Here is a 21,577-nt window from a genome sequence, read left to right on the forward strand (position 1 = left end):
CAGCCCGTGAGGGGCCTTGGGCGCGGGAGGCGGCAGGCACGTCGCCGGCGATGCCCGGGCGCCTTCCGTGGACCGTACGATATGGGTTTTTTAGGCGGAACCGCGCAGGATCAGGCGGGTGGGCAGTACCGTCTCGAAGTCGGCCGGCTCGTCGCCGTCGATCTTGGCGAGCAGCAGCCGGACCATCTCCTGACCCATCTGCTCGACCGGCTGGTAGACGCTGGTCAGCGGCGGGTCGGTGTGCCGGGCGACGACCGAGTCGTCGAAGCCGACCACGGCGACGTCCTGCGGGACACGACGCCCGGCCCGGCGCAGCACGCGCAGCGCGCCGGCGGCCATCATGTCGGACGCGGCGAACACCGCGTCGATCTGCGGGTACTGCTGGAGCAGCCACTCCATCGCGGTGGCGCCGCTGAGTTCACCGAAGTCGCCGCGGGCGGCCGGCCCTTCGCCGACGACGTCGCGGTAACCGTCGTAGCGGGCGATACCGACCGCCATGTCGAGCGGACCGGTGATCGTGGCGATGCAGCGGCGTCCCTGATCGCGCAGATAGGTGACGGCGGCACGGGCCCCGGCCCGGTTGTCGGCGTCGACGAAGCTGACCGGCTCCGGATGGTACGGCCGGCCGGCCCGCACCGTGGGCACGCCGCGTTCCTCGAGCATGGCCGGCAGCGGGTCGTCGCCGTGCAGGGAAAGCAGCAGGGCGCCGTCGACGTGCTGGCGGGTGAGGTATCCCTCGAGCTGGCGGCGTTCCTCGGGGGCCTGCGCGATCATCAGGACCATCTGCAGGTTCCGGGCGACCAGCACCGACGAGACGGACTGCACGATGCGGCCGAAGAACGGTTCGGCGAAGAACCGCTCCCCGGATTCGAAGATCACCAGGGCTATCGAATCGGTTCGCTGGGTGACGAGCGCGCGCGCCGCCCGGTTCGGTACATAGCCGAGCGCGTCGATGGCCTCCTGGACGGCTTCCCGCGCCTTGGGGCTGACCTGCGCCGACCCGTTGACGACCCGGGACACGGTCCCACGACCGACCCCGGCCCGCGCGGCAACCTCTTCCAGAGTCGGCCGCCCGGTGGAGCGGCTCCGGTCTTCCCTCATCGCTGAACCGTCCTTTCCGCGACCGACCCACGGTACACGTGCGGCCTGCGCGTTTCCAGCGCGGCCGGGTCCTGCGGCAGAGTGGACGCGTGCGACCACACCGAATCGCGATCCTGGTCCTCCCGGGCGCGGCGCCTCTCGACGTCGGGATCAGCGCGCAGATCTTCGCCCCGAAGCACGGCCTGCCGTACGAGACGCGGCACTGCTCGCTGGCCGCCGGGCCGGTCCCCGGGCGCGACGGCCTGGGTTTCGTGGTCGAGTACGGCCCGGAGGCGCTGGACGACGCGGACACCCTGATCGTGCCCGGCTTCAATGATCCGCTGCGGCAGCTGGACCGGGTGATTCTCGACGGGCTGCGCAACGCCGCGGCGCGGGGCGCCCGGATGGTGTCGATCTGCACGGGCGCGTTCGCGCTGGCCGCCGCCGGGTTGCTGGACGGGCGGCGGGCCACGACACACTGGTCGATGGCACCGGTCCTGGCCCGCGAGTACCCGCGGGTCCGGGTCGATCCGCGCGTGCTGTTCGTCGACGAGGGGCGGGTTCTGACGTCGGCCGGGGTCGCCGCCGGCATCGACCTGTGCCTGCACCTGATCCGCAGCGATCACGGGGTGCAGGCGTCCAACGACGTGGCCCGCACCATCGTGGCGGCCCCGTACCGCAGCGGCGGCCAGTCGCAGTTCGTGCCGCGCACCGTCCCGGAACCGCTGGGTGAGGTGTTCGCCGCGACCCGCGAATGGGCGCTGCACCGGCTGGACAAGCCGATCGGTGTCGCCGACCTGGCCCGGCACGCCGGGGTGTCGACGCGCACGTTCGGACGCCGGTTCGTCGAGGACACCGGCTACACGCCGATGCGGTGGATCCTGCGGGCCCGCGTCGACCGGGCGCGGGAGCTGCTGGAGTGCTCCTCGCTCGGGGTGGAACAGATCGCCGGCCGGGTCGGGCTGGGCACCGGCGCGAACCTGCGGCTGCACTTCCAGCGGATCCTCGACACGACGCCGACCGAGTACCGGCGGGCGTTTGGCGGAAAGCTTGCGGGATCCGGCGCTGCACCGGCTGTCCCGCCGGCGCCACGCGTCCAAGAATAGATGCATGCGAGTTGCTATCAATGGTTTTGGTCGGATCGGGCGGAATGTTCTCCGGGCGGCCGCCGGCCGGGACGACCTCGAGATCGTGGCGATCAACGACCTGGCCGACGCCCGGACCCTCGCCCACCTGCTCCGCTACGACAGCACCCTGGGCCGCTTCCCCGGCGTCGTGTCGCACGGCGACGACCACCTGATCGTGAACGGTCACAAGATCACGGTGACGGCCGAGGCCGACCCGTCCCGCCTGCCCTGGCACGACGTCGATGTCGCCGTCGAGTCGACCGGCCGCTTCACCGCCGGCGCGGACCGCCACGTGACCCGGAAGGTACTGGTCACCGCCCCGGCGAAGGGTGCCGACGTGACCATCGCCTACGGCCTCAACCACAGCGCGTACGACCCGGCGCGGCACCGCGTCGTGTCGAACGCGTCCTGCACCACCAACGCCCTGGCCCCGATCGCGTCGGTGCTCGACGACCTGGCCGGCATCGAGGCCGGTTCGATGACCACGATCCACGCGTACACGCAGGAACAGAACCTGCAGGACGGCCCGCATCGTGACCTGCGCCGGGCCCGCGCGGCCGCGGTGAACATCGCCCCGACGACGACCGGCGCGGCCACCGCGATCGGCGCGGTCCTGCCCCGGCTCGACGGCCGCCTGTCCGGGTACTCGGTGCGGGTGCCGGTCCCGGTCGGCTCGATGGTCGAGCTGAACGCGCTGGTCCACCGCCCGGTCAAGATCGAGGAGATCAACGAGGCGTACGCCGCGGCGGCGGCCGGCCCACTACGCGGAATCCTCGAATTCTCGGCTGATCCACTCGTCTCCTCGGACATCACCGGCAACCCCGCCTCGTCGATCTTCGACTCGCTGCTGACCGCCGCGAACGGGCGCCTGGTGAAGGTCGTGGCCTGGTACGACAACGAATGGGGCTTCGCCGGCCGGGTCGTCGACACATTGACGCTCCTGGCCCGTTAACCTGTGCGGATGGCGGTCACCCTGGCGGATGTTGCCCGGCTCGCCGGGGTGTCCCCGGCGACCGTCTCCCGCGTCATCAACGACAGTGCAAAAAAGGTCAACGAAGATCTCCGGGAGCGCGTCCTCGCGGCCGTGCGGCAGCTGCACTACGTGCCGAACGCGCACGCGCAGAGCGTGGCGCGCCCCCGCAAGTCCGCGGTCGGCGTGATCGTGCACGACGTCTCCGACCCGTACTTCGCCGAGATCACCCGTGGCCTCCAGCGGCAGGCCGGCGCCCAGGACCGGCTCCTGGTCATCTGCAACAGCTACCGGGAGCCGGAGCGCGAACTGGCGTACGTCAGCCTGCTGCGCGCCCAGCAGGTGCACGCGCTGATCCTGGCCGGGTCCGGCTACCACGACGACGAGTTCACCGCCCGGCTCAACGGCGAGCTCGAGGCGTACCAGGAGGCCGGCGGCCGGGTCGCGGTGATCGGCCGGCACCGTCTCGTCGGCACCGCCGTCCTGCCCGGCAACGAGGACGGCGCGCACGAGCTGGGCCTGCGTGTCCTCGGGCTCGGCCACCGGGAGGTCGGCGTCATCGCCGGTCCCCGCTACCTGACCACCACCACCGACCGGCTCACCGGATTCCGCCGTGCCTTCGACGAGCTGGGCGTCGAACTGCCGTCGTCGCGACTCGTCTACTCCGACTTCACCCGCGACGGCGGTGCGGCCGCGGCCGGAGCGCTCATCGACGCGCAGCCCGGCCTCACCGCGCTGATCACCCTCAACGACTCGATGGCGGTCGGTGCGATGGCCACGCTGCGGGAACGCGGTGTCCGCGTCCCCGACGAGGTCTCCGTCACCGGTTTCGACGACATGCCCATCGCCCGGGACGTCACGCCGGCTCTCACCACGGTCCGGCTTCCGCTGGTCGAGATGGGCGAGCGGGCGATGGCACTGGCTCTCGACGACGCCCACGTCCCGCACACCGAACGCGCCGACGCCACCCTGGCCTGGCGTTCCTCCTGCGTTCCCCCGCCACGCTGACGGCCCCGGCCCCGGCCTCGGCCTCGGCCTCGCCCTCGCCCTCGCCCTCGCCCTCGCCCTCGCCCTCGCCCTCGCCCTCGCCCTCGCCCTCGCCCTCGCCCTCGCCCTCGCCCTCGCCCTCGCTCTCGCGGGATCGGGCCTCAGGCGTCGACGTGCGTACGCTCGCCGTCCGGGTCGAACACCGCGATCACCTCGGCCGGACCGCCCCGGGCACCGAAGGCGTGCGGGGTCATCGTGGAGAAGGACGCCGCCTCACCCTCCTGAACGAGCACCTCACGCTCGCCGAGGAGTAGCTCCACCGTCCCGGACAGGACGGTGAACCAGTCCCGCCCCGGATGGACCCGCTGATCCTCCGGTCGCCGGGAGGCCGGCCGGGTGATCCGGATCCGGGCCACGGTCAGGCCGTTGTGGTGGTGGTCCCCGCTGAGCACCCAGGTCGTCATCCCCCGCTCCGGATGCCGGTGCGGTTTGATCACCACAGCGTCGCCGGCCGTCTCGACGAGCTGGTCGAGGCTGGCCCCGAGCGCCCGCGCGATGGCGGTCAGCTGATCGAGGCTGATCCGCCGGTGGCCGGTCTCGATCCGGCTCAGCGTGGACGGGCTCAGATAGCACCGGCCGGCCAGATCATCGAGCGACCAGCCCTTGGCGAGGCGCAACCCCCGGATGCGGGCCCGGACCAGTGCGTCGACCTCAGCGTCTTGCGTCATACGCAAGAGCTTATGCTCCAGCCGCAATGCCAGTCTACAGTCGGTGGCATGGCACACGCTGATCAGACCGCTCAGGGCGGGCACGGACGTCACCAGCACGGCGGACACGGGGACGGGCTCCGGGAGATGCTCGATCTCGACGCCGAGGTCGGAGCGGCGGAGCTCGCCCGCTTCACCGCCCGGATCGCCGCGCTCGCCGGTGATCATCCGGTGCGGGACGTGGTGGATCTCGGCGCCGGCACCGGAAGCGGAACGTTCGCGCTGCTCCGGCAGTTCTCGGAAGCGATCGTGACAGCGGTCGACACCTCCGGCGAGATGCTCGGTCATCTCAGCGGGAGCGCCCGGCAGCACGGCTTCGACAGCCGGGTCCGGCCGATACGGGCCGACCTCGACGAGCGGTGGCCCGCGACCGGCCCGGCCGACCTGGTCTGGGCCGCGTCCTCGATGCACCACCTGGCCGACCCCGACCGGGTGCTGCGCGACATCCACGCCACGCTGCGCCCCGCCGGCCGGCTGGCGATGATCGAGATGGAGTCGATGCCGCACTTCCTGCCCGACGACATCGGCATCGGCGCGCCCGGCCTGGAGGATCGCTGCGACGTACTGATGGCCGAGGCCCGCGCCGAGCATCTCCCCCACATGGGTTCCGACTGGACGGCCCGCCTGACCATGACCGGCTTCAAGATTCAGGAGTCGGGCGATCTGGTGGTCGACCTGCCCGCACCGGTCCCGGACGCCGCGGCCCGCTACGCCTACGCCACCCTGCAGCGCCTCCGCGCGGGCCTGGCCGACCGCCTGACCGCCGAGGACCGGGACACTCTCGACGTCCTGCTCGCTGACGACGGCCCGCACGCCCTCCGCAACCGAGCCGACCTGACCGTACGCAGCACCCGGTCGTTCTGGATCGCCACCCCCGCCTGACCCACCCTGCCTGACCCCCGCATGGCCGTCCTGTCCTGCTACGGCCGGCGGGTTCAGGCGGTGGCGGTCTCGGCAGCTCGCTCCTCGATGACGGACTTGATGCGATCGGCCTGGACACGGCTCTTGATGCCGGTGACGGCCTGCACCTTGTAGCGGCTCAACCGGCCGGTGCTGCGCAGGTGCTCGAACAGTTCGGCACCGTGCATCTCCAGCAGGTCGTCGTCGCTGGCCGGGCGGGCGCTCCGGGGGCGCGGAAGCAGTTCGGCCCACGGCTGGACACTGCCGGGGGCGGTCATACCGCTGAGCGCGAGCACGTAGTCGCCGACGAACCGCCGGATCGTGGCGTCGTCGAGACGGGGCGCGCTCGGGGCCAGCAGGTCGGCGAGTTCCTCCGGGTCCAGGGGCTGGCCTTCGCCGAGTTCCTCCTCCAGCGCGGCACGCAGGTCGAGCAGCGCGTTGTGCCAGGCCTCCGAGCCGTCCGGGGCGAGGGCGGGGGCGGGCAGGAAGTCCCGCCACGGGTACGCCGACTCGACGTGTTCCCCGTCGAGCTCGCTGATGTACTCGTTGATGAACGTGCGGACCACACCCTCACCGAGTTCCTGCACGCGCGGGGCGAGTTTGCGGGCCAGCTCGGTGCGCCGCATGTAGTTCATCTCGGGCAGGTCCTCGGCGCTGATCTCCTCGGCGACCATCTTGCTGAGCCGGTCGACGGCGAGCCGCCACCACGGTGACCCGGCGATGCTGACGGCCGGGCGCGCCCCGGTCGGCGTCGACGCCCACGCCGGGGCCGGCGCGGGACCGGGCACGACAGTGCCGTCACGGGCGGCACCGCGCTGAGCCGGGACCGGCAGCACCACCCCACCCGCGGCGGCGGCACGCTGCGCGACGGTGGCGCGACCCGCGCTATGGCTACCCGGAACGGCACCGGCCACAGCGCCACCGACAGCCGTTTCACCACCGGAGGAGGCCGGCCCGGAGGCGGCCAGGCCGGACGAAGGCAGGCCCGAGGAGGCGAGATCGGAGGAGGTCAGGCCGGAGGAGAGCAGGCCGGACGAGGGCAGGCCGGACGAGGCGAGCTCAGGGGAGACGAGCTCAGAGGAGGCGAGATCGGAGGGAGCCAGGCCGGACGAAACCAGGGGGGAGGACGCCAGGCCGGAGGAGGCCGGGACCGGAGACGGCAAGCCGGACGAAGGCGGGACCGGAGACGGCCGGGCCGAGGAGGACGCCACCGGAGACGGCTGGCCGGAGTAGCGCTCGCCGGAGCCGGACGGGAACGCGGAAGGCCGGCCGGACGAGGACAGACCGTCCCGGAAGGACTCGGCGGCGCCGGTCTCCGCACCCGCGGCCGAGTCGTCGACCCGCCCCGCCGCCTCGTCGGCGATGAGCGCCGCGGCGGAAGGCGGGACGAACTTGACCGGTTCGACGAACTGGACCGCCTGCCCGTTCGAGGGCGGGGACGCAACCGGGGTGAGCGCATGGGACAGCACGTCCGCCGGGTCCGGACCGGAGGCGGGCGGCTCGGCGATGACCGGGGTCCCGGCGGCCACCGGGGCGGCCGGGTTCCGGACCGGCACATTGATCCGCACGGCGCCGGGGACGAGCAGGTCCATCACCCGCTGGATCCGGGAGAGCTGCTCGATCACCTCGTCGACGACCGGTTCGCCCGCGGTGCGCGCGTCCTTCAGCAGCCGCGACCGCCACCAGGGCTTGGGGAAACGGCCCGCGCTGACCCGGTGGTAGTTGACGACCATGCGCCGCACCTGGCGTTCGGCGGCCATCCGTACCAGATCGGGGTCGTCGTCGGGAATGAGCCATCCCCAGCGTTCCGCGAGGCGGCGCGGGCTGTAGGCGAAGCGTCCGCGCCGGACCCGCTGGCCGGCGGCGGTGAGCGCCGCCCACCACATCAGGAAGATCATGCAGGGTACGGCCAGCCGGAGCAGTTTCTCGGTGAACGTGACCGCGTTGCTCGCGACGATGACACCGGACAGTCCCGCGATGAGGGCCGCGATCCACAGCATCGCCCCGGGGTGACCGGGGGTGACGATCGTGCCGTCACTCGCGTAGACGGAGGTGCGCCGGTACTGTTCGGCCGCCAGCGAGGTGGCGGTCAGGAAGCAGATCTCGAAGACCGCGAACACCAGTACCGCGAAGATCGCCGGAAGTTTGAGCTGGTCGAGCGCGATGACCCACATGCCTTCGGCGTTGAGCAGCAGCGCCAGGTTCATGCTGAAGGCCAGCGCGAGTGGCCGCAGCGGCTTCTTCGAGCGTTTGGCCCAGATCGCGAAGCCGATCAGCAGCACCACGCCGAGCAAGCCGCCGGCCAGCAGGACCAGGGCCGCATAGTCCCGCCAGAAGTCGGCGATCAGGTCGTTGAACTGCTTCACGGGGTGACGCCTTTCGAAGCCGGAGGGGGAGCCGGTAGGAACTCGTCGAGCGCGACGGCGATCAACGCGGAGCGGTTGCCGGTAGTGTGCCGTGCCGCCAGATCGTCGATGACGGCGAGGTTGGCCGGGTGGGGCCGGAGGGACACCTGGACCCGGTCCTCGCGGTGGCGTCGCCGGCCGGAGCGCTGGGTGACGAAGATCCCGTCGGTCTCGCCGGCGGGTTCGCCGCTCGCGCCGATCAGGTCGGCGAGCCGGGTGTGGGTGGCGTTGAGCGCGTCGAACACGAGCTGGGTGTGGGAGCGGCCGGTGGCGGCGGCGCGTGCACGCAGCCTCGACCGCACGCCGACGGGCAGGTAGACGACCACACTGCCGCCGGCCCGGACCGCGCCACCTTCGCTGCCGGTGATCGTGCTGGCGCTCCCTGGCACGGCTGTTCCTCCAGATGTCGGCGGGTGTCGGCGCGCTTTCTACCACGTCCGCGTTACCGACCCGGCATGCCACGCGCGAGCGCATGACGCTATCCGATAGTGCTATCCGGCTGCGATCGCGGGACGGAGTGGCGAAGATCCATTCATCCCATTACGTTCGGTTCGATGGGGATGCAGCGCCGGGAAGGGTTCTAGCGGGTGATGGTCTGGACGTGGGTGGCCGGCGCCGCGGCAGTGGTGACGATCATCCTGACGTGTGTGGCGGCGGTGGCGGCGTGGCAGCGGCCGCGGCCGGGTCCGGCGGTGCCGGGCGAGGTGCAGGAACTGCTTGACGACGTGGAGTCGGTGCGGGCAGCCGCCGAGCGGGCGGCGGCCGAGGCCGACGAGGCACGGCGCCGGGCCGAGCGGGCGGCCGGGGCGCGCGACAAGGCGGAGGACCGTTTCCTGGAGGCCCAGTGGGAGGCCCGGGTCGCGACGGTGGACGAGACGCATCTGCTGGTGCAGCGGGCGGCGCTCGCGGCGTACCGGCGGGGTGAGTTGTCGGTGGAGCAGCTGAACGGCATCTGGCACCACGCCGGTCCGCCGGCCGCGCTGCTCGACCGCGATCAGGTCCGCGACGCCCGGCTTGCCTACGAGGAGGCGGTGGCCGAGACGGTGCAGGTACGGCAGCAGGCGCATGTCGCGTCGGTCGCCGCCGAGGTGCTGGTCGAGGAGGCCCGCAACGCCGAGGTCGACGCCGTCGAGGCGTGGGAGGCGGAGGAGGCGGCCCGTCCCACTCTCGACAAGTTGTTCATCGGCGACGAGCCGGTCAGAGGAACCACACGATGACGCTGATCACCCCGATGGCGGCGAACACCATCAGAAGCAGGCCGCCGATCACCTCGCCGCGACCCATGTCGGCTGGCGGCTGGTAGGGCTCGATCCGAGGAGCAGGAGAAAGAGCAGGATCTGGACCAGGAGCCCGCCGGGCAGGCGCCGGGGTCGGCCGGACCTGTGGGGTGCCGGCCCGCCGGATCAGCTCGGCGAGGCGGGCCTCGGCGACGGGCCCGAGCGGCCGGGGACTCTCGCCGTGCAGGAGCAGGGCCCGGAGCTGGTCACCGGCGGACCGGCGGTGAGCCTTGGCGAACGCCATGAGCTCCGCCGGGGTCGCCTCCTCGGTGAGGTAACCCCATCGGCCGGCCTCGGCGAGGTTGCCGGTGCGCCGGTGCACAGCGGCAAGCCGGGCGCGCAGCGAGAGATCGAGCCGGTCGGCCGCGATCAGGCTGTGCAGACGCTGTGCGGCGAGGTGGGTGTGACCGCGTTGCAGGTCGAGGTCCACTTTGGCCAGGGTCTCGGATTTCGCCATGGCATCGATTGTGGCCGGAGAGGGCCAGCCTCCGGCCCCATGTGCGAACAGGCACAGAACGGCCCGGCTGCCGGGGCAGCCGGGCCGTTCGCGGCGATCAGGTGAAGAGGATCAGCTGTTCAGCGAGCAGGGAGCCAGGCCCTCGGCGTTCAGGTTCGGCTTCGCGGCGTTACGGCCGATCGCCGTCTCCATGCGGTTGATGGTCGCGAACCGCTTGTCCTCCAGCGGGCCGAGGATGGCGTTCTTGATGAAGTTCGCACCACCCTGGCCGACCGAGTTCTTGATCCGGGCGTTCGCCTCGTTGATCTGGGTCTGCAGCAGCGCCAGGTTCCGGTCGATCTCGGCCTGCGCCTGCGCCGGGATCGCCACGTTGATGGCGACGGCCGGGCAGTTGACGGTCGCGGTGCCGTCGTTGACACCGGCGTTGCCGCCGCCGTTGTTGCCCGCGTTGCCGTTGCCACCGGCGTTGCCGTTGTTCGCCGGCGGGTTCGCGGGCGCCGCGGCGCCACCGCCACCGGCGTTCACCGAGCAGGTGGACAGTCCTTCGGCGTTCAGGTCCGGCTTCGCGGCGTTACGGCCGATCGCCGTCTCCATCCGGTTGATCGTGGCGAACCGCTTGTCCTTCAGCGGGCCGAGGATCGCGTTCTGCACGAAGTTCGCGCCGCCCTGGCCGACGGAGTTCTTGAGCCGGGTGTTCGCCTCGTCGATCTGGGTCTGCAGCAGCGCCAGGTTCCGGTCGATCTCGGCCTGCGCCTGCGCCGGGATCGCCACGTTGATAACGACGTCCGGACAGGCGATCGTTCCGACGTTCCCGGCCGCGGCGGCGCCGGCCTGCACCGACTTCGCGGGTACCTGGGCCGGCTCGGGCGAGGCGTTGCCACCGCCGCCGGTGTTCAGCGTGCAGGGCGCCAGGCCCTCAGCATTCAGGTCCGGCTTGGCCAGGGTACGGCCGATCGCCGTCTCCATCCGGTTGATCGTGGCGAACCGCTTGTCCTTCAGCGGGCCGAGGATCGCGTTCTGGATGAAGTTGGGGCCACCCTGACCCTGGCTGGTACGGATCCGGTTGTTGGCCTCCTGGATCTGCGTGTTCAGCAGCTGCAGGTTGCGGGCGATCTCGGCCTGGGCCTGGGCCGGCACGGCACCGAGCTTGTCGGCGACCGTCTGGCAGTTCACTGTGGGTACAGCACTGTCGGCGGCGGCCGCCACGCCGAGTCCGACCCCGACGAGCGCCACCGCGACGCCTGCCACACCGGCGACCCGCCAGCGCCGGATGTTCGATGCCCCCGCGTTGCTCCGGTAGCTCCGGTACCGCTTCATGTGCGTGCCTTCCTTTTGAACCGCCTTCTCGCCGGTCCATACGGGAACGCTCCCAAGCGCGGATCACCGAAGATCGGAATAAAGAAAAACTTAAGGTTCCAGGGCTTCCTCTTTAAAGGAAACTCACCATACGAAGGTCTGCTCGGCGCTCACGCTGGTGGCCCGCGCCCTCAGTACGCCGTGCAGAACGCCACGGAACGTGACCTCCGCGGAGACCCAGCGGCGGTTGTCCCGGGCATAGAACGAGAACTGGCCACCTGGGGCGCTGTTGGAGTAATACCGCTCCCACCCGCCGGCCTTCTCGGCCTGGGCCCGCAGCATGCCGTACCGGGCACCGGCGTTGTCGAGCTCGGCCGAGACGAACTCGTTGTTGGCCTGGGACCGCAGTTTCGTGACCCCGGACGCGGCGTCCCGGCACACGATGAATTTCTCCCACTTGCCGGGCGCCACCGCGCGGGCCCGCAACGCGCCGTAGTCGCCGTCCTCCCAGCCGATCTCGGCGGACACGTAGCGCCTGTTGGCCACCGACTTGATGGTGATGTCATGCCAGCAGGGCACCTGCGGAGCGCCGGTGACCGCGGCGACGTCCCGGCGCATCTGCTCCAGCACGGGCGATCCGGTGCCGGGCGGGGTCAGAACGCCGGTCGATCCGGTGGCGCCGGCCGGCCCGCCGAGGCCCGCGAGAAGGAGGATTCCGGCCGGGACCGCCGCCAGCCGACGGGCAACAATATTCATGACCAACACTCCGATAACCGGCATTTTCGACAACGTGCGTCAGCGTAGTCGAGGCGGCCGCGACGGAGTTCCGGAATCGGGGCGGAAAACCGGTTCCCGGCCGTGTCGTACCGGCCGGGAACCGTGACTCACAACCGGCCCGCGCCGGCGCCGTTGCCGACCACCGCCGGAACCTGCTCGGTGGGCGTCACCGGACCGGCCCGCAGCACCGGCCTCCAGCCGGCGTCCGCGCCCAGGTCCGGGTCGTGGGTGGCGTTGTACTCGTCGAGCAGACTGACCGCCTCGACCGGCCCGGTGCCGACCCGCGTGAGCGTGCCGATCTCGGTGATGGCCGTGCCACCCCAGTCGTAGACGACGTCCTCCAGGGCGAGATCCGCACTGCGCAGCAGGAAGTTGTTCTCGGCATAGATTGCCGAGTAGACCCCCACCCCCCACGAGTACGAATAGGCGTCCTCATCGGTCTGGTAGAAGTAGTTGTTGTAGACGTCGACCTGTCCGAATCGGACACGCGGCACCCGCTGCCCCACGTTGGCGAACAGGTTGTGGTGCAGGGTGACCCGGAGTTTCCCGAGGTCCGCGCCGACCGTGTTGGTGGATCCGATCAGCATCGTCTTGTCGTGCTCCTGGAACACGTTCCAGGAGGCGGTGACGTAGTCGGACGCGCGGATGATGTCGAGCGCGCCGTCGTGCACCTGGTAGGGCCGCCCGAAGTACCGCGGCTGACTGGCGTCGATGTTGTTGCCGTCGCTGAACGTGTTGTGGTCCGCCCACACGTGCGTGGCCCCGGTAAGCGTCACCAGGTCGTAGGCGGAGTTCCAGTTGCCGAGCGAACCGTCGGTCGGATCCCAGGCCGGGAAGCAGTCGGCCGCGTCCTCGAACCGCACGTTGCGCACGATCACGTTGTCCACGTTCTGGATCAGCAGGTTGCCGCCGACGAGCCGGGCGTTCGGCAGGCCGTAGATGGTGGTGTTGGCACCGACCCGGAACTGGATCCGGGCCGCCTGGTTGCGCTGCGACCGGACCCGGGCCTCCTCGAGCGGGCCCGTCGGCCGGGACGTGCGACCCCACACCGCGGGATCGTAGGCGGCCAGGTAACCGTCCAGCGTGTACGCCGGGTCGGCGTAGTCGGCACAGGTCAGCGGGTTGCCCGCGTCGTCCTCGTTGGCCCGGATGGTGCCCTTGATCAGCACGATCCGCGGGGTGGGGTCGGTGCCACCGGCCAGCGCGGCGGCGAGTTCCGCGCGATTGCGCACCACGAACACGTGCGCGTCGTCGGCCGCGCTGCCACCGGTGGTCCCGGTGGTCGCGGCGGCCCATCCGTCGTTCGCGGGCAGGACAGCCCGCGCCTCGGCCGGCGCTGTCAGCGGGGCCGCGGAGGCGGGAACAGAGGCGACACCGGCGGCGAGGACGAGGCCGATGGTCGCGGCGAGAGCGGTACGCACGGCCTACCCGACCGATTCCCGGCCCGAGAGAGCATTCACTGCATCAGATCCCTTCTCTAATGAAAATCCCTTTCCGGTACGGCGGACGAGCGCACGAAAGCACGCCCGCCCGCCGTGGCTCTGGTGGTTCAGCGGACCTCGGCCAGTCCGTCGATCGGAACTCGTACGCCGGGCCGGGACCAGGGCACGCCCGACTCGGAGGGCAGCCGTCCCGTGTCGGCCATCTCACGGACCAGCGCGTCGATGCCCGCGATGACCGAGCCGCCGCCGTCCGGATGCGGTTCCCGCCAGCGGGGGCCGATCTCCGCGGGCGGTGGGGCGGCCACGATCGCCTCGACCACCGCGGTGAACCCGGCGGTCCGCTCGAGCGGCGCCAGCAGCGGGACGGCCGGGTCGCGCCGGTGTTCGAGCAGGTTCTCCAGCAGGCCCACCCGGCCCGGGACATGCTTGAACTCGGGCTCCCCCGGGAGCCGCAGGCGGTCTGTCGGGTATTCCAGGACGGCGTCGCCGACCCGGATCTCGCCGGCGATGAACACCGGCGAGGCGAGCGTCACGGCCGCCGTGATCCGCCGCCCGCCGGTACCGGTCAGTCGCAGGAACGTGGTGTCGTCGGTCTCGATGTCCCGGGTCCGGTAGCGCTCCAACTCGATCTCGACCGGCTGGAACCCGGGCACACGTGCCCCGGCGGCCACCAGCGCCTGCATCAACGCGTGCGCGAACGGGTTGACCAGCGCGCCGTCGAGCACCGGGCGGCCGTCGACGGTACGCCGGCCGGCCCACGGCGCACGCCGGTAATAGGTGTCCGGCCGCCACCAGGCTCCGGTCACCCCGATGTCGCCGTCCGGTGCCGCCACGCAGAGTTCGGCGAGCGCTGCCGAGCCGAGCGCCTGAAAACCGACCTGGCAGATCCGCCCGGTGGCGGCCACGGCCTCGGCGAGGGTCGTGTGCTCGGCCAGCGACATGACCGGCGGCTTCTCCAGCAGCAGGTCAGCACCGGCCGCGAACACGTCGAGCGCGATGGCCAGATGTGTGTGCGGCGGGGTGCAGATGATGACGACCTCGGGCCGCGCGGCCGACAGCAGGGTGAGGTGGTCGGTGAAGAACGGCACGCCCGGCAGCGGTGCGTCCGGGTGCGGTTCCACCGGCTGCCGGTCACACAGCCCCGCCACCTCGACCAGTCCCGCGTCGGAGAGCCGCTGGAGCACACGCCGATGCGACAGCCCGTGCCCTCCCGCGCCGATCAGCGCGACCCGTGTGCTCATGCTGTGCCTGCCTTCGACATGCTCTCCCGGCCCTCGCCTGCGACGATGCGGCCCGGTCCGGCTTGCTGCCGCTCGGTGCAGTCGATCATGTCCCTAGCCCCGCCACGGTCGCCTCGACACCGTGCCGCTCGAGTTCGCCGTACCAGCGGATCAGCCCGGAACGCAGCACGTCGTCGCCGGCCAGGTGCGCCGGGAAGATCTCACCGAGGGCCAGCAGGGCGCCGACCACGCCGGCCGGGTTGTCCGGGGCGGCGGCGAGCGCGGCCCGGATCCGGCCGGCCAGCGGGTCGTCCAGCTGGAGCGGGGCGCCGTTGTCGGCGTACCCCCGCGCGAAGCGCATCCACGCCGCCAGGACGAGGACCGCCCAGCCCGGAGTGGCGCCGGCCCGCCGCAGGTCGGAGATGGTGCCGAGCAACCGGTGCGGCAACTTCTGCGAGCCGTCCATGGCCACCTGCAGGTTGCGGTGGCCCAGTTCGCGGTTGGCGAAGCGCTCCAGAGCGGTCTCCCCGTAGCCGACCACCGTGACGCCCGGCGGCGGTTCGAAGGTCGGGGCGATGTCCTCGGCGATGAACCGGCGCAGCATTCCCGGCAGGCCGGGGATGTCCAGGGAGTCGGCGATCAGCTCGCGGCCCGCCAGTGCCCCGAGATAAGCGCACGCCGAGTGGACCGCGTTGAGGGCCCGCAGTTTCAGCTTCTCCCAGGACGTAACGTCATCGGTCATGATCGCGCCGACGCCCGCCCAGTCCGGCCGCCCACCGGGGAAGTCGTCCTGCATCACCCACTGGGTGAAGGACTCGGCCACCACCGGCGCGGCGTCGTCGGCGCCGAGCGCGAGAGCCGTACGCCGGATGTGGCCGGCGCTGGTGGCCGGCACGATCCGGTCGACCATGGTGGCCGGGAACGCCACACCGGCCGGCAGGTGCGCCCCGGCGACGTCGAGGGCCTGCTCGACGAGGCCACGGATGCGCGGCCCGTTGCCCTGCAGGTTGTCGCAGCACAGCACGGTCAGCGGACCGCCACCGGCCGCCTGTCGGCGCAGCAGGCCACGGACCAGGAGCGCCGGTACGGTCGTCGGCGGCGCGTGCCCGGTCAGCTGGTCGCGCAGCTCGTCGTCGAGCAGCAGCCGCCCGGCCGGGTCGAGCCGGTACGCCTTCTCGGTCACGGTCATCGACACGATCCGGATGTTCGGGTCGGCGATCGCCGCCACCACGCCGTACGGGTCGCCGGCCGCGTGCCCGAAGCCGGCGAGGATGCCGACGGCACGAGCCCGGTCCTCGCCGTCGCCGACGGTGAGGACGCTGTAGAGCCCGTCCTGTTCGCGCAGCTTGTCGAGGATCTCGCGCGAGCGGGGTGCCACCCCCACGATGCCCCATTGGCCGCCCGACGCGGCGACCGCGGCCTCGGTGAAGACGGCCTGGTGGGCACGGTGGAAGGCACCGAGTCCGAGGTGGACGATGCCGGGCCGCACAGACCCGGGCTCGACGGCCGGCCGGGCTGCCGCGGGCAGCGACGACAGGGCGCCGCGGTCGAGGCGGTAGGTCACCGTCATGCCACGTCCTCGAGCCGGAACACCTTCTTGGGAAGGTGGTACGCCAGGTCCGCGATCGTCTCGGCGGCTTCGTCCAGGGGCAGCGTGCCCTGGGCGACGAGCTTGGCGAGGTATCCGGCGTCGACCCGGCGGGCCACGTCGTGCCGGGCCGGGATGGAGCAGAACGCGCGGGTGTCGTCGACGAAGCCGGACGTGTTGTAGAAGCCGGCGGTCTCGGTGACGGTCTCCCGGAACCGGCGCAGGCCCTCCGGGCTGTCCAGGAACCACCAGGGCGCGCCGAGGAACAGCGACGGGTAGCCGCCGGCGAGCGGGGCGAGCTCCCGGCTGAAGGTGGTCTCGTCCAGCGTGTAGAGCACGATCCGCAGGCGCGGGTCGTTGCCGTACGCGTCGAGCAGCGGCCGCAGGGCGTGCACGTAGTCGGTGGCGGACGGGATGTCGCCGCCGGTGTCCCGGCCGTGCCGCTCGTAGAGGGCGGTGTTGTGGTTGCGCACCGAACCGGGGTGCAGCTGCATGACCAGGCCGTCGTCGAGCGACATGCGGGCGAACTCGACAAGCATGTGCGCCCGGAACGCCTCGGCGTCGGCCGCGTCAGCACCGCCGCCGAGGGCCCTGCGGTAGAGCACCGCCGCGTCGGCGTCGCTCAGGTTCAGCGTGGCCGCGGTCAGGTGGCCGTGGTCGGAGCTCGTCGCGCCGGCCTCGATGAACGCCTGGCGGCGGCTGCGCAGCGCGGCCAGGAAGCCGGCGTAGGTGCCGACGTCGAGGCCGGTCAGCTCACCGAGTTCGGCGACCCGTCCGGCCCAGCCGGGCCACTCCGGGTCGACCAGGTTGTCCGGGCGGAAGGTGGTGATCACCCGGCCGCCGGGGCCGCCCCAGCCGTCGGCGGCGAGTTTGCCGTGCGCCTGCAGTTCGTCGAGCGGGCTCTCGGTGGTGGCGAGGACCTCGATGTTGAACCTGGTGAACAGTGCGCGCGGCCGGTAGTCCGGCTCGGCCAGCCGGGCGGACAACTCGTCGTAGATCTCGTCGGCCGTACCGCCGCTCAGGGTCTTGGTGATCCCGAAGACGTCGGCGAGGACCTTCTCGGTCCAGAGCCGGGACGGTGTGCCCCGGAAGAGCTTCCAGTTCTGGGCGAGCAGCCGCCAGATGGCACGGCCGTCGGTCTCCACCTCCGAGCCGTCCACACTCGGCACCCCGAGGCGGGCCGGCGGGATGCCCTGGCTGGCGAGCATCCGGGTGACGTAGTGGTCGGGGACCACGAACAGCCGGGCCGGGTCTCCGAACGGCACGTCGTCGGCGAGCAGCACCGGGTCGACGTGCCCGTGCGGGCTGATCAGCGGCAGGTCCTTCGCGTGCGAGTAGAGCTCGCGCGCGATCTGCCGCTGGTTCGGCTCGGCGGGGAAGAGATGGTTCTCGTCGGTCACCTGAAGTCCTTGAGATCTAGGAGTTCCTGCACGCGAATGGCCTGGCCTCGAGCCAGGGATTCGTTGGCGGCCAGACCGGTCAGCAGGGCGCTGGCGCCGTCGACGGCGTTCGCGGTCCGGCCGAGCGGGTCGGCGGGGGCGTCGGGGCGGATCAGGTCGGCGAGCATCCGGACGTCGGCGCCGCCGTGTCCGTGCCGGGACAGCCCGTCCACCGCGATCTCCCGCGGCGGGGCCCAGAACGGTCGTACCAGCAGCCGTTTGAAGCCCTGTTCGGCGGTCGACTCGGCGCCCGGTTCGCCCTTCACCCCGGCGGCCGCGGCGGGTGCGACGTGGTCGCTCTCCACCACCTCCAGCTCCAGGCGCCCGCGGCTGCCGTTGCACATCACCCGATAGCCCTCCCACGGCGCGTACGCCGTGAGGTGGTAACTCATCGACGCGCCGCCGGCATAGCGGACCAGCACGGCCATGTCGTCCTCGATGGTCACCCCGGGGGCGAACACGTTGCGGTCCCGGTGGTAGCCGTCGTGCTGCTCGGCCTCCAGGTAGAGCTCGCGCATCGCGGGCTCGTCGGCCAGCCGGAGCGCGAACGGGTCGCCCTCGGCGGTGGCCGCACCGTGCGCCCGGTCGTAGTCGCGGGCGTACCCGTGCCGTCGTCCCTGATCGCCGTAGAAGAACAACCGCCCGGCGGCGAAGACCTGCTCAGGGCCGTCGTCGAGCCACCAGTTGACCAGGTCGAAGTGGTGACCGGCCTTGTGCACCAGCAGGCCGCCGGAGTTCTCCTTGTCGCGGTGCCAGCGGCGGAAGTAGTCAGCGCCGTGCCGCACGTCGAGCAGCCACTCGAAGTGCACCGAGCCGACCTCGCCGATCTCACCGGACGCGATGACCCGCTTCACCGCCTCGTGCAGCGGGTTGTAGCGGTAGTTGAACGTGACGCGGACGTCGCGCCCGGTCCGGAGCTGCGCGTCGAGGATCCGGCGGCAACCGGCGGCGTCGACGGTCATCGGCTTCTCGGTGATGGCGTCGCAGCCGGCCTCGAGGGCGGCCACGACGTAGTGGTCGTGATAGCGGTCCACGGTCGCGACCAGTACGACGTCGACGCGTTCCCGTTTGAGCATCTCGGTGAAGTCGGCGGCGTCGTAGACCGGGACGGGTGCGACGCCGAGCCGTTCGAGGCGCTCGTTGTGCACCGCGGGGCGGGCCGGGTTGGTGTCCGCCATGGCGACCAGTTCGGCCACGTCGGCGTGGTCGGTCGTGATCGCCCGGAGGAACATTCCGGCCCGTGCACCGGCGCCCACGAGGGCGTACCGGCGGCGGGGATGAGGGGGCATTCCGTCGCCTCCATTCGGCAAACGTTTGCAACAGCTTAGGGACTTCACCACGACCAAAGTCAATGCACCGTGGATATTTGTCCGCTTTTGCCCGCGCCTGGTCATGATCACGCAACAGAAGCGACATCGAGAGGCGTTGACACCACCGCAACCGTTTGCATTAATGGCTCTCACCGAGAGACCCGGGTCACAGCGGGTCGCCATCAAGGAGGCATCGTGGCCGTGACCATCCGGGACGTCGCTCGAGCGTCCGGAGTGCACATCTCCACGGTGTCGCGCACCTTCTCCGCCCCGCATCTGGTCAACCCCGAGACACGTTCCCGGGTGCTGGCCACCGCGGAGCAGCTCGGCTACCGCCCGAACCGGGCGGCCCGGGCACTCATAACCGGACGTACCCACAACATCGGCCTGATCGTGGCCGATATCGCGAACCCGTTCTTCCCGCCTCTGATCAAGGCGGCCGAGACCCACGCCCGGCGGCGCGACTACCACGTCTTCGTCGCCGACACCGACGAGGATCCGATCGTCGAGCTCGACCTGGTGCAAGCGCTGGCCAAGCAGGTCGACGGGATCCTCCTGTGCAGTCCCCGGATGAGTGACGACCAGATAGAGCAGGTGCGCCGCGAGGTGCCACTGGTCGTCATCAACCGCATGATCACCGGCTTGCCCGCGGTGGTCATGGACGTGGGACACGGCGCCCGGGAAGCCGTGCGCCACCTGCTGGACCTGGGCCACCGACACCTGGTCTACCTGGCCGGGCCACGTGGTTCCTGGACCAACCGGGAGATCCGCCGGGCCGCCGGGGCGACAGCCCGGGCAGCCGGCGCGGAACTGACCGTCCTCGGCCCGAACCAGCCGGTCGAGGAGACCGGTGCCGCGTCCGCCGAGGCGGTGCTGCGCACCGGCGCCACCGCGGTGCTCGCCTACAACGACCTGATGGCCATCGGCCTGCTCCAGTCGTTGCAGGACCGCGGTGTCGACGTTCCCGGGCAGGTGAGTGTCGTCGGCATCGACGACATCGCGTACAGCGTGCTGGTCCGGCCACGGCTCACCACCGTGGCCAACCCGACCGCGACCGCCGGCCGCACCGCCGTCGACATGCTCCTGCAACAGGGCGACGACGGGGCGACCGGGCAGGTCACCCTCCGGACCGACTTGATCATCCGCAATTCCACCGGCCCGGGGCCGTACGCCCCGGCCGTCGCGATCACCGCTGAGGTTGCTGCCGCACACGTCAAGGAGTGACGAGACCCCATGACCGCATCCCACCCCCTTCCCCGGCGCCGCGTACTCAGCGGCCTGGTGGCCACCATGCTGGCTGTTCCCCTGGCGCTCGGCGCCTGTGGCAGCGACGACAAGCCCGCCGCCGACGGCAAGGTCGAACTGAGCTTCTTCTGGTGGGGCGGCGAGGCCCGCGCCCAGCTCACCGAGCAGGCCCTCGCCCTCTACACGCAGAAGCACCCGAACGTCACGTTCAAGAAGACGTGGCAGGCCAACCAGGGTTACTTCGACAAGCTGGCCACCCTGACGGCCGGTAACGACGCCCCGGACATCTTCCAGATCGACGACAACTACCTGGCCGAGTACGCCACCCGCAACGTCACGGCCGACCTCGGCGAATACACCAAGTCCGGCAAGATCGACGTCTCGAAGTTCCAGAAGGGCCTCGTCGAGTACAGCACGGTCGACGGCAAGGTCGCCGGCGTGGCGATGGGTGAGAACACCCAGGGCCTGGTCTTCAACAAGGCCAAGCTGGAGGCCGCCGGCGTCGAGCTGCCCAAGACCGGGCAGACCTGGGAGCAGCACATCGCCTGGGCCAAGGACGCCGCGGTCAAGGCGAAGGTGGCCGGCACCATGGACCCGAGCGCCGACTACAAGGCGTTCTGGGTGTGGCTGCGCCAGAACGGCAAGGAATTCTACAACGGCAACCAGCTCGGCTTCACCCAGGCCGACGTGCAGGCCTGGTTCGAGCTGTGGAAGGGCGCCCGCGACGGCAAGTCCACCCCGAGCCCCGACGTGATCCACGAGGGCAACGCCACCGACGTCACCAAGCAGCTGGTGGTGACCGGCAAGGCGCTGACCTCCTGGGTGTGGGCCAACCAGCTGCCCGAGCTGCAGAAGAACACCAAGGACGACCTGAGCGTGATCGCGTACCCGGGTGACGCGTCCAAGCAGTGGGCCCGTGCCTCGATGTACTTCTCGGTCTACCGCGGCAGCAAGAACAAGGACGTCGCGGCGGACGTGCTCAACTTCCTGGCCAACGACCCGGAGGCCGGCAAGATCCTCGGCACCGACCGTGGCCTGCCGTCCAACCTCGACATCCGCGCCCAGGTCGCCGCGTCGACGGACAACGCGGCGATGAAGGAGACCATCGCGGCCATGGACGAGCTCGGCAAGAACTTCGGCCCCGCGCCGACGGTCCCGCCGAAGGGTCACAGCACCGTGCGCTCCGAACTGATCAAGGCCGCGGAGGAGGCCCAGTACGGCCGCGCCACCCCCGCCCAGGCCGCCGAGCAGTTCTTCGCCGCCAGCCAGGCCGCGATCAGCCGGTGAGTC

Annotated in this window: 19 protein-coding genes; 7 read left to right on the forward strand and 12 right to left on the reverse strand. The window is 71.2% G+C overall.

The features are described 5' to 3' along the window. Window positions 1-90: 90 nt before the first annotated feature. Window positions 91-1,101, reverse strand: coding sequence for a LacI family DNA-binding transcriptional regulator (locus AB0G04_RS07335; protein ID WP_360977987.1), 1,011 nt, complete (start codon window positions 1,099-1,101; stop codon window positions 91-93). An 89-nt stretch (window positions 1,102-1,190) separates the two neighbouring features. On the opposite strand from AB0G04_RS07335, the gene AB0G04_RS07340 reads away from it, so the two are divergent. Genes AB0G04_RS07340 through AB0G04_RS07350 form a run of 3 tightly spaced genes read left to right on the forward strand, consistent with a single transcriptional unit; the run spans window position 1,191 to window position 4,185 of the window. After that, window positions 1,191-2,186: a helix-turn-helix domain-containing protein gene (locus tag AB0G04_RS07340; RefSeq protein WP_360977991.1), complete on the forward strand. Its 996-nt coding sequence runs from the start codon at window positions 1,191-1,193 to the stop codon at window positions 2,184-2,186. A 4-nt stretch (window positions 2,187-2,190) separates the two neighbouring features. Beyond that, window positions 2,191-3,159, forward strand: a complete 969-nt coding sequence (gap, locus tag AB0G04_RS07345; protein WP_360977994.1) for a type I glyceraldehyde-3-phosphate dehydrogenase — start codon at window positions 2,191-2,193, stop codon at window positions 3,157-3,159. Between the two features lie 9 nt (window positions 3,160-3,168). Further along, window positions 3,169-4,185, forward strand: a complete 1,017-nt coding sequence (locus AB0G04_RS07350; RefSeq protein ID WP_360977997.1) for a LacI family DNA-binding transcriptional regulator — start codon at window positions 3,169-3,171, stop codon at window positions 4,183-4,185. A gap of 140 nt (window positions 4,186-4,325) precedes the next feature. On the opposite strand, the gene AB0G04_RS07355 is transcribed toward AB0G04_RS07350, so the two are convergent. Beyond that, window positions 4,326-4,892, reverse strand: coding sequence for an XRE family transcriptional regulator (locus tag AB0G04_RS07355; protein ID WP_360978000.1), 567 nt, complete (start codon window positions 4,890-4,892; stop codon window positions 4,326-4,328). A gap of 48 nt (window positions 4,893-4,940) precedes the next feature. Here AB0G04_RS07355 and AB0G04_RS07360 point away from each other — a divergent pair, with 48 nt between their 5' ends. After that, a complete protein-coding gene (locus AB0G04_RS07360; RefSeq protein WP_360978004.1) occupies window positions 4,941-5,813 on the forward strand; it encodes a class I SAM-dependent methyltransferase in 873 nt (290 codons plus the stop codon). 53 nt (window positions 5,814-5,866) lie between these two features. Here the strand turns inward: AB0G04_RS07360 and AB0G04_RS07365 are convergent, their stop codons facing one another. Together AB0G04_RS07365 and AB0G04_RS07370 are read right to left on the reverse strand one after the other, a co-directional pair. After that, complete coding sequence (locus tag AB0G04_RS07365) at window positions 5,867-8,197, reverse strand: MFS transporter (RefSeq protein ID WP_360978007.1); 2,331 nt, start codon at window positions 8,195-8,197, stop codon at window positions 5,867-5,869. Further along, window positions 8,194-8,625 carry a hypothetical protein gene (locus AB0G04_RS07370; RefSeq protein ID WP_360978010.1) on the reverse strand — a complete coding sequence of 144 codons (432 nt, stop codon included), beginning with the start codon at window positions 8,623-8,625 and terminating at the stop codon, window positions 8,194-8,196. The genes AB0G04_RS07365 and AB0G04_RS07370 overlap by 4 nt, the downstream gene beginning before the upstream one ends. Window positions 8,626-8,823: 198 nt before the next feature. Here AB0G04_RS07370 and AB0G04_RS07375 point away from each other — a divergent pair, with 198 nt between their 5' ends. Then, window positions 8,824-9,453, forward strand: a complete 630-nt coding sequence (locus tag AB0G04_RS07375) for a hypothetical protein (protein WP_360978013.1) — start codon at window positions 8,824-8,826, stop codon at window positions 9,451-9,453. Here the strand turns inward: AB0G04_RS07375 and AB0G04_RS07380 are convergent. From AB0G04_RS07380 to AB0G04_RS07415, 8 genes are all read right to left on the reverse strand, one after another. Next, complete coding sequence (locus tag AB0G04_RS07380; RefSeq protein WP_360978016.1) at window positions 9,434-9,970, reverse strand: DUF6584 family protein; 537 nt, start codon at window positions 9,968-9,970, stop codon at window positions 9,434-9,436. The genes AB0G04_RS07375 and AB0G04_RS07380 overlap by 20 nt on opposite strands. Window positions 9,971-10,081: 111 nt before the next feature. Continuing rightward, window positions 10,082-11,287, reverse strand: a complete 1,206-nt coding sequence (locus tag AB0G04_RS07385; protein ID WP_360978019.1) for a hypothetical protein — start codon at window positions 11,285-11,287, stop codon at window positions 10,082-10,084. 123 nt (window positions 11,288-11,410) lie between these two features. Further along, window positions 11,411-12,022, reverse strand: coding sequence for a hypothetical protein (locus tag AB0G04_RS07390; RefSeq protein ID WP_360978022.1), 612 nt, complete (start codon window positions 12,020-12,022; stop codon window positions 11,411-11,413). 128 nt (window positions 12,023-12,150) lie between these two features. Next, the gene (locus AB0G04_RS07395) at window positions 12,151-13,464 is read right to left on the reverse strand and encodes a pectate lyase (RefSeq protein WP_360978025.1); all 1,314 of its coding nucleotides are present in this window, start codon (window positions 13,462-13,464) and stop codon (window positions 12,151-12,153) included. 128 nt (window positions 13,465-13,592) lie between these two features. Continuing rightward, entirely contained in the window at window positions 13,593-14,726 is a 1,134-nt protein-coding gene (locus AB0G04_RS07400; RefSeq protein WP_360978028.1) for a Gfo/Idh/MocA family oxidoreductase, read from the reverse strand. 85 nt (window positions 14,727-14,811) lie between these two features. Next, window positions 14,812-16,275, reverse strand: a complete 1,464-nt coding sequence (locus AB0G04_RS07405) for a mannitol dehydrogenase family protein (RefSeq protein WP_360978031.1) — start codon at window positions 16,273-16,275, stop codon at window positions 14,812-14,814. Then, the gene (gene uxaC, locus AB0G04_RS07410) at window positions 16,272-17,693 is read right to left on the reverse strand and encodes a glucuronate isomerase (protein WP_360978034.1); all 1,422 of its coding nucleotides are present in this window, start codon (window positions 17,691-17,693) and stop codon (window positions 16,272-16,274) included. The genes AB0G04_RS07405 and uxaC overlap by 4 nt, the downstream gene beginning before the upstream one ends. After that, window positions 17,690-19,021, reverse strand: coding sequence for a Gfo/Idh/MocA family oxidoreductase (locus tag AB0G04_RS07415; protein WP_360978037.1), 1,332 nt, complete (start codon window positions 19,019-19,021; stop codon window positions 17,690-17,692). The genes uxaC and AB0G04_RS07415 overlap by 4 nt, the downstream gene beginning before the upstream one ends. A gap of 216 nt (window positions 19,022-19,237) precedes the next feature. Here AB0G04_RS07415 and AB0G04_RS07420 point away from each other — a divergent pair, with 216 nt between their 5' ends. Together AB0G04_RS07420 and AB0G04_RS07425 are read left to right on the forward strand one after the other, a co-directional pair. Then, window positions 19,238-20,266, forward strand: coding sequence for a LacI family DNA-binding transcriptional regulator (locus AB0G04_RS07420; RefSeq protein ID WP_360978040.1), 1,029 nt, complete (start codon window positions 19,238-19,240; stop codon window positions 20,264-20,266). Window positions 20,267-20,275: 9 nt separating this feature from the next. Continuing rightward, the gene (locus AB0G04_RS07425) at window positions 20,276-21,574 is read left to right on the forward strand and encodes an extracellular solute-binding protein (RefSeq protein ID WP_360978044.1); all 1,299 of its coding nucleotides are present in this window, start codon (window positions 20,276-20,278) and stop codon (window positions 21,572-21,574) included. The last annotated feature ends 3 nt before the right edge of the window (window positions 21,575-21,577 follow it).

Origin of the sequence: Actinoplanes sp. NPDC023801 (assembly GCF_040639655.1) — a bacterium.
Taxonomy (GTDB): Bacteria; Actinomycetota; Actinomycetes; order Mycobacteriales; family Micromonosporaceae; genus Actinoplanes.

What these genes read in the sequence shown, in the direction of transcription:
- AB0G04_RS07335 (WP_360977987.1), bottom strand. Translation starts at nt 1,101, where the DNA reads ATGAGGGAAGACCGGAGCCGCTCCACCGGGCGGCCGACTCTGGAAGAG.
- gap (WP_360977994.1), top strand. Translation starts at nt 2,191, where the DNA reads ATGCGAGTTGCTATCAATGGTTTTGGTCGGATCGGGCGGAATGTTCTC.
- AB0G04_RS07350 (WP_360977997.1), top strand. Translation starts at nt 3,169, where the DNA reads ATGGCGGTCACCCTGGCGGATGTTGCCCGGCTCGCCGGGGTGTCCCCG.
- AB0G04_RS07355 (WP_360978000.1), bottom strand. Translation starts at nt 4,892, where the DNA reads ATGACGCAAGACGCTGAGGTCGACGCACTGGTCCGGGCCCGCATCCGG.
- AB0G04_RS07360 (WP_360978004.1), top strand. Translation starts at nt 4,941, where the DNA reads ATGGCACACGCTGATCAGACCGCTCAGGGCGGGCACGGACGTCACCAG.
- AB0G04_RS07380 (WP_360978016.1), bottom strand. Translation starts at nt 9,970, where the DNA reads ATGGCGAAATCCGAGACCCTGGCCAAAGTGGACCTCGACCTGCAACGC.
- AB0G04_RS07385 (WP_360978019.1), bottom strand. Translation starts at nt 11,287, where the DNA reads ATGAAGCGGTACCGGAGCTACCGGAGCAACGCGGGGGCATCGAACATC.
- AB0G04_RS07390 (WP_360978022.1), bottom strand. Translation starts at nt 12,022, where the DNA reads ATGAATATTGTTGCCCGTCGGCTGGCGGCGGTCCCGGCCGGAATCCTC.
- AB0G04_RS07400 (WP_360978028.1), bottom strand. Translation starts at nt 14,726, where the DNA reads ATGAGCACACGGGTCGCGCTGATCGGCGCGGGAGGGCACGGGCTGTCG.
- AB0G04_RS07405 (WP_360978031.1), bottom strand. Translation starts at nt 16,275, where the DNA reads ATGACGGTGACCTACCGCCTCGACCGCGGCGCCCTGTCGTCGCTGCCC.
- AB0G04_RS07415 (WP_360978037.1), bottom strand. Translation starts at nt 19,021, where the DNA reads ATGCCCCCTCATCCCCGCCGCCGGTACGCCCTCGTGGGCGCCGGTGCA.
- AB0G04_RS07425 (WP_360978044.1), top strand. Translation starts at nt 20,276, where the DNA reads ATGACCGCATCCCACCCCCTTCCCCGGCGCCGCGTACTCAGCGGCCTG.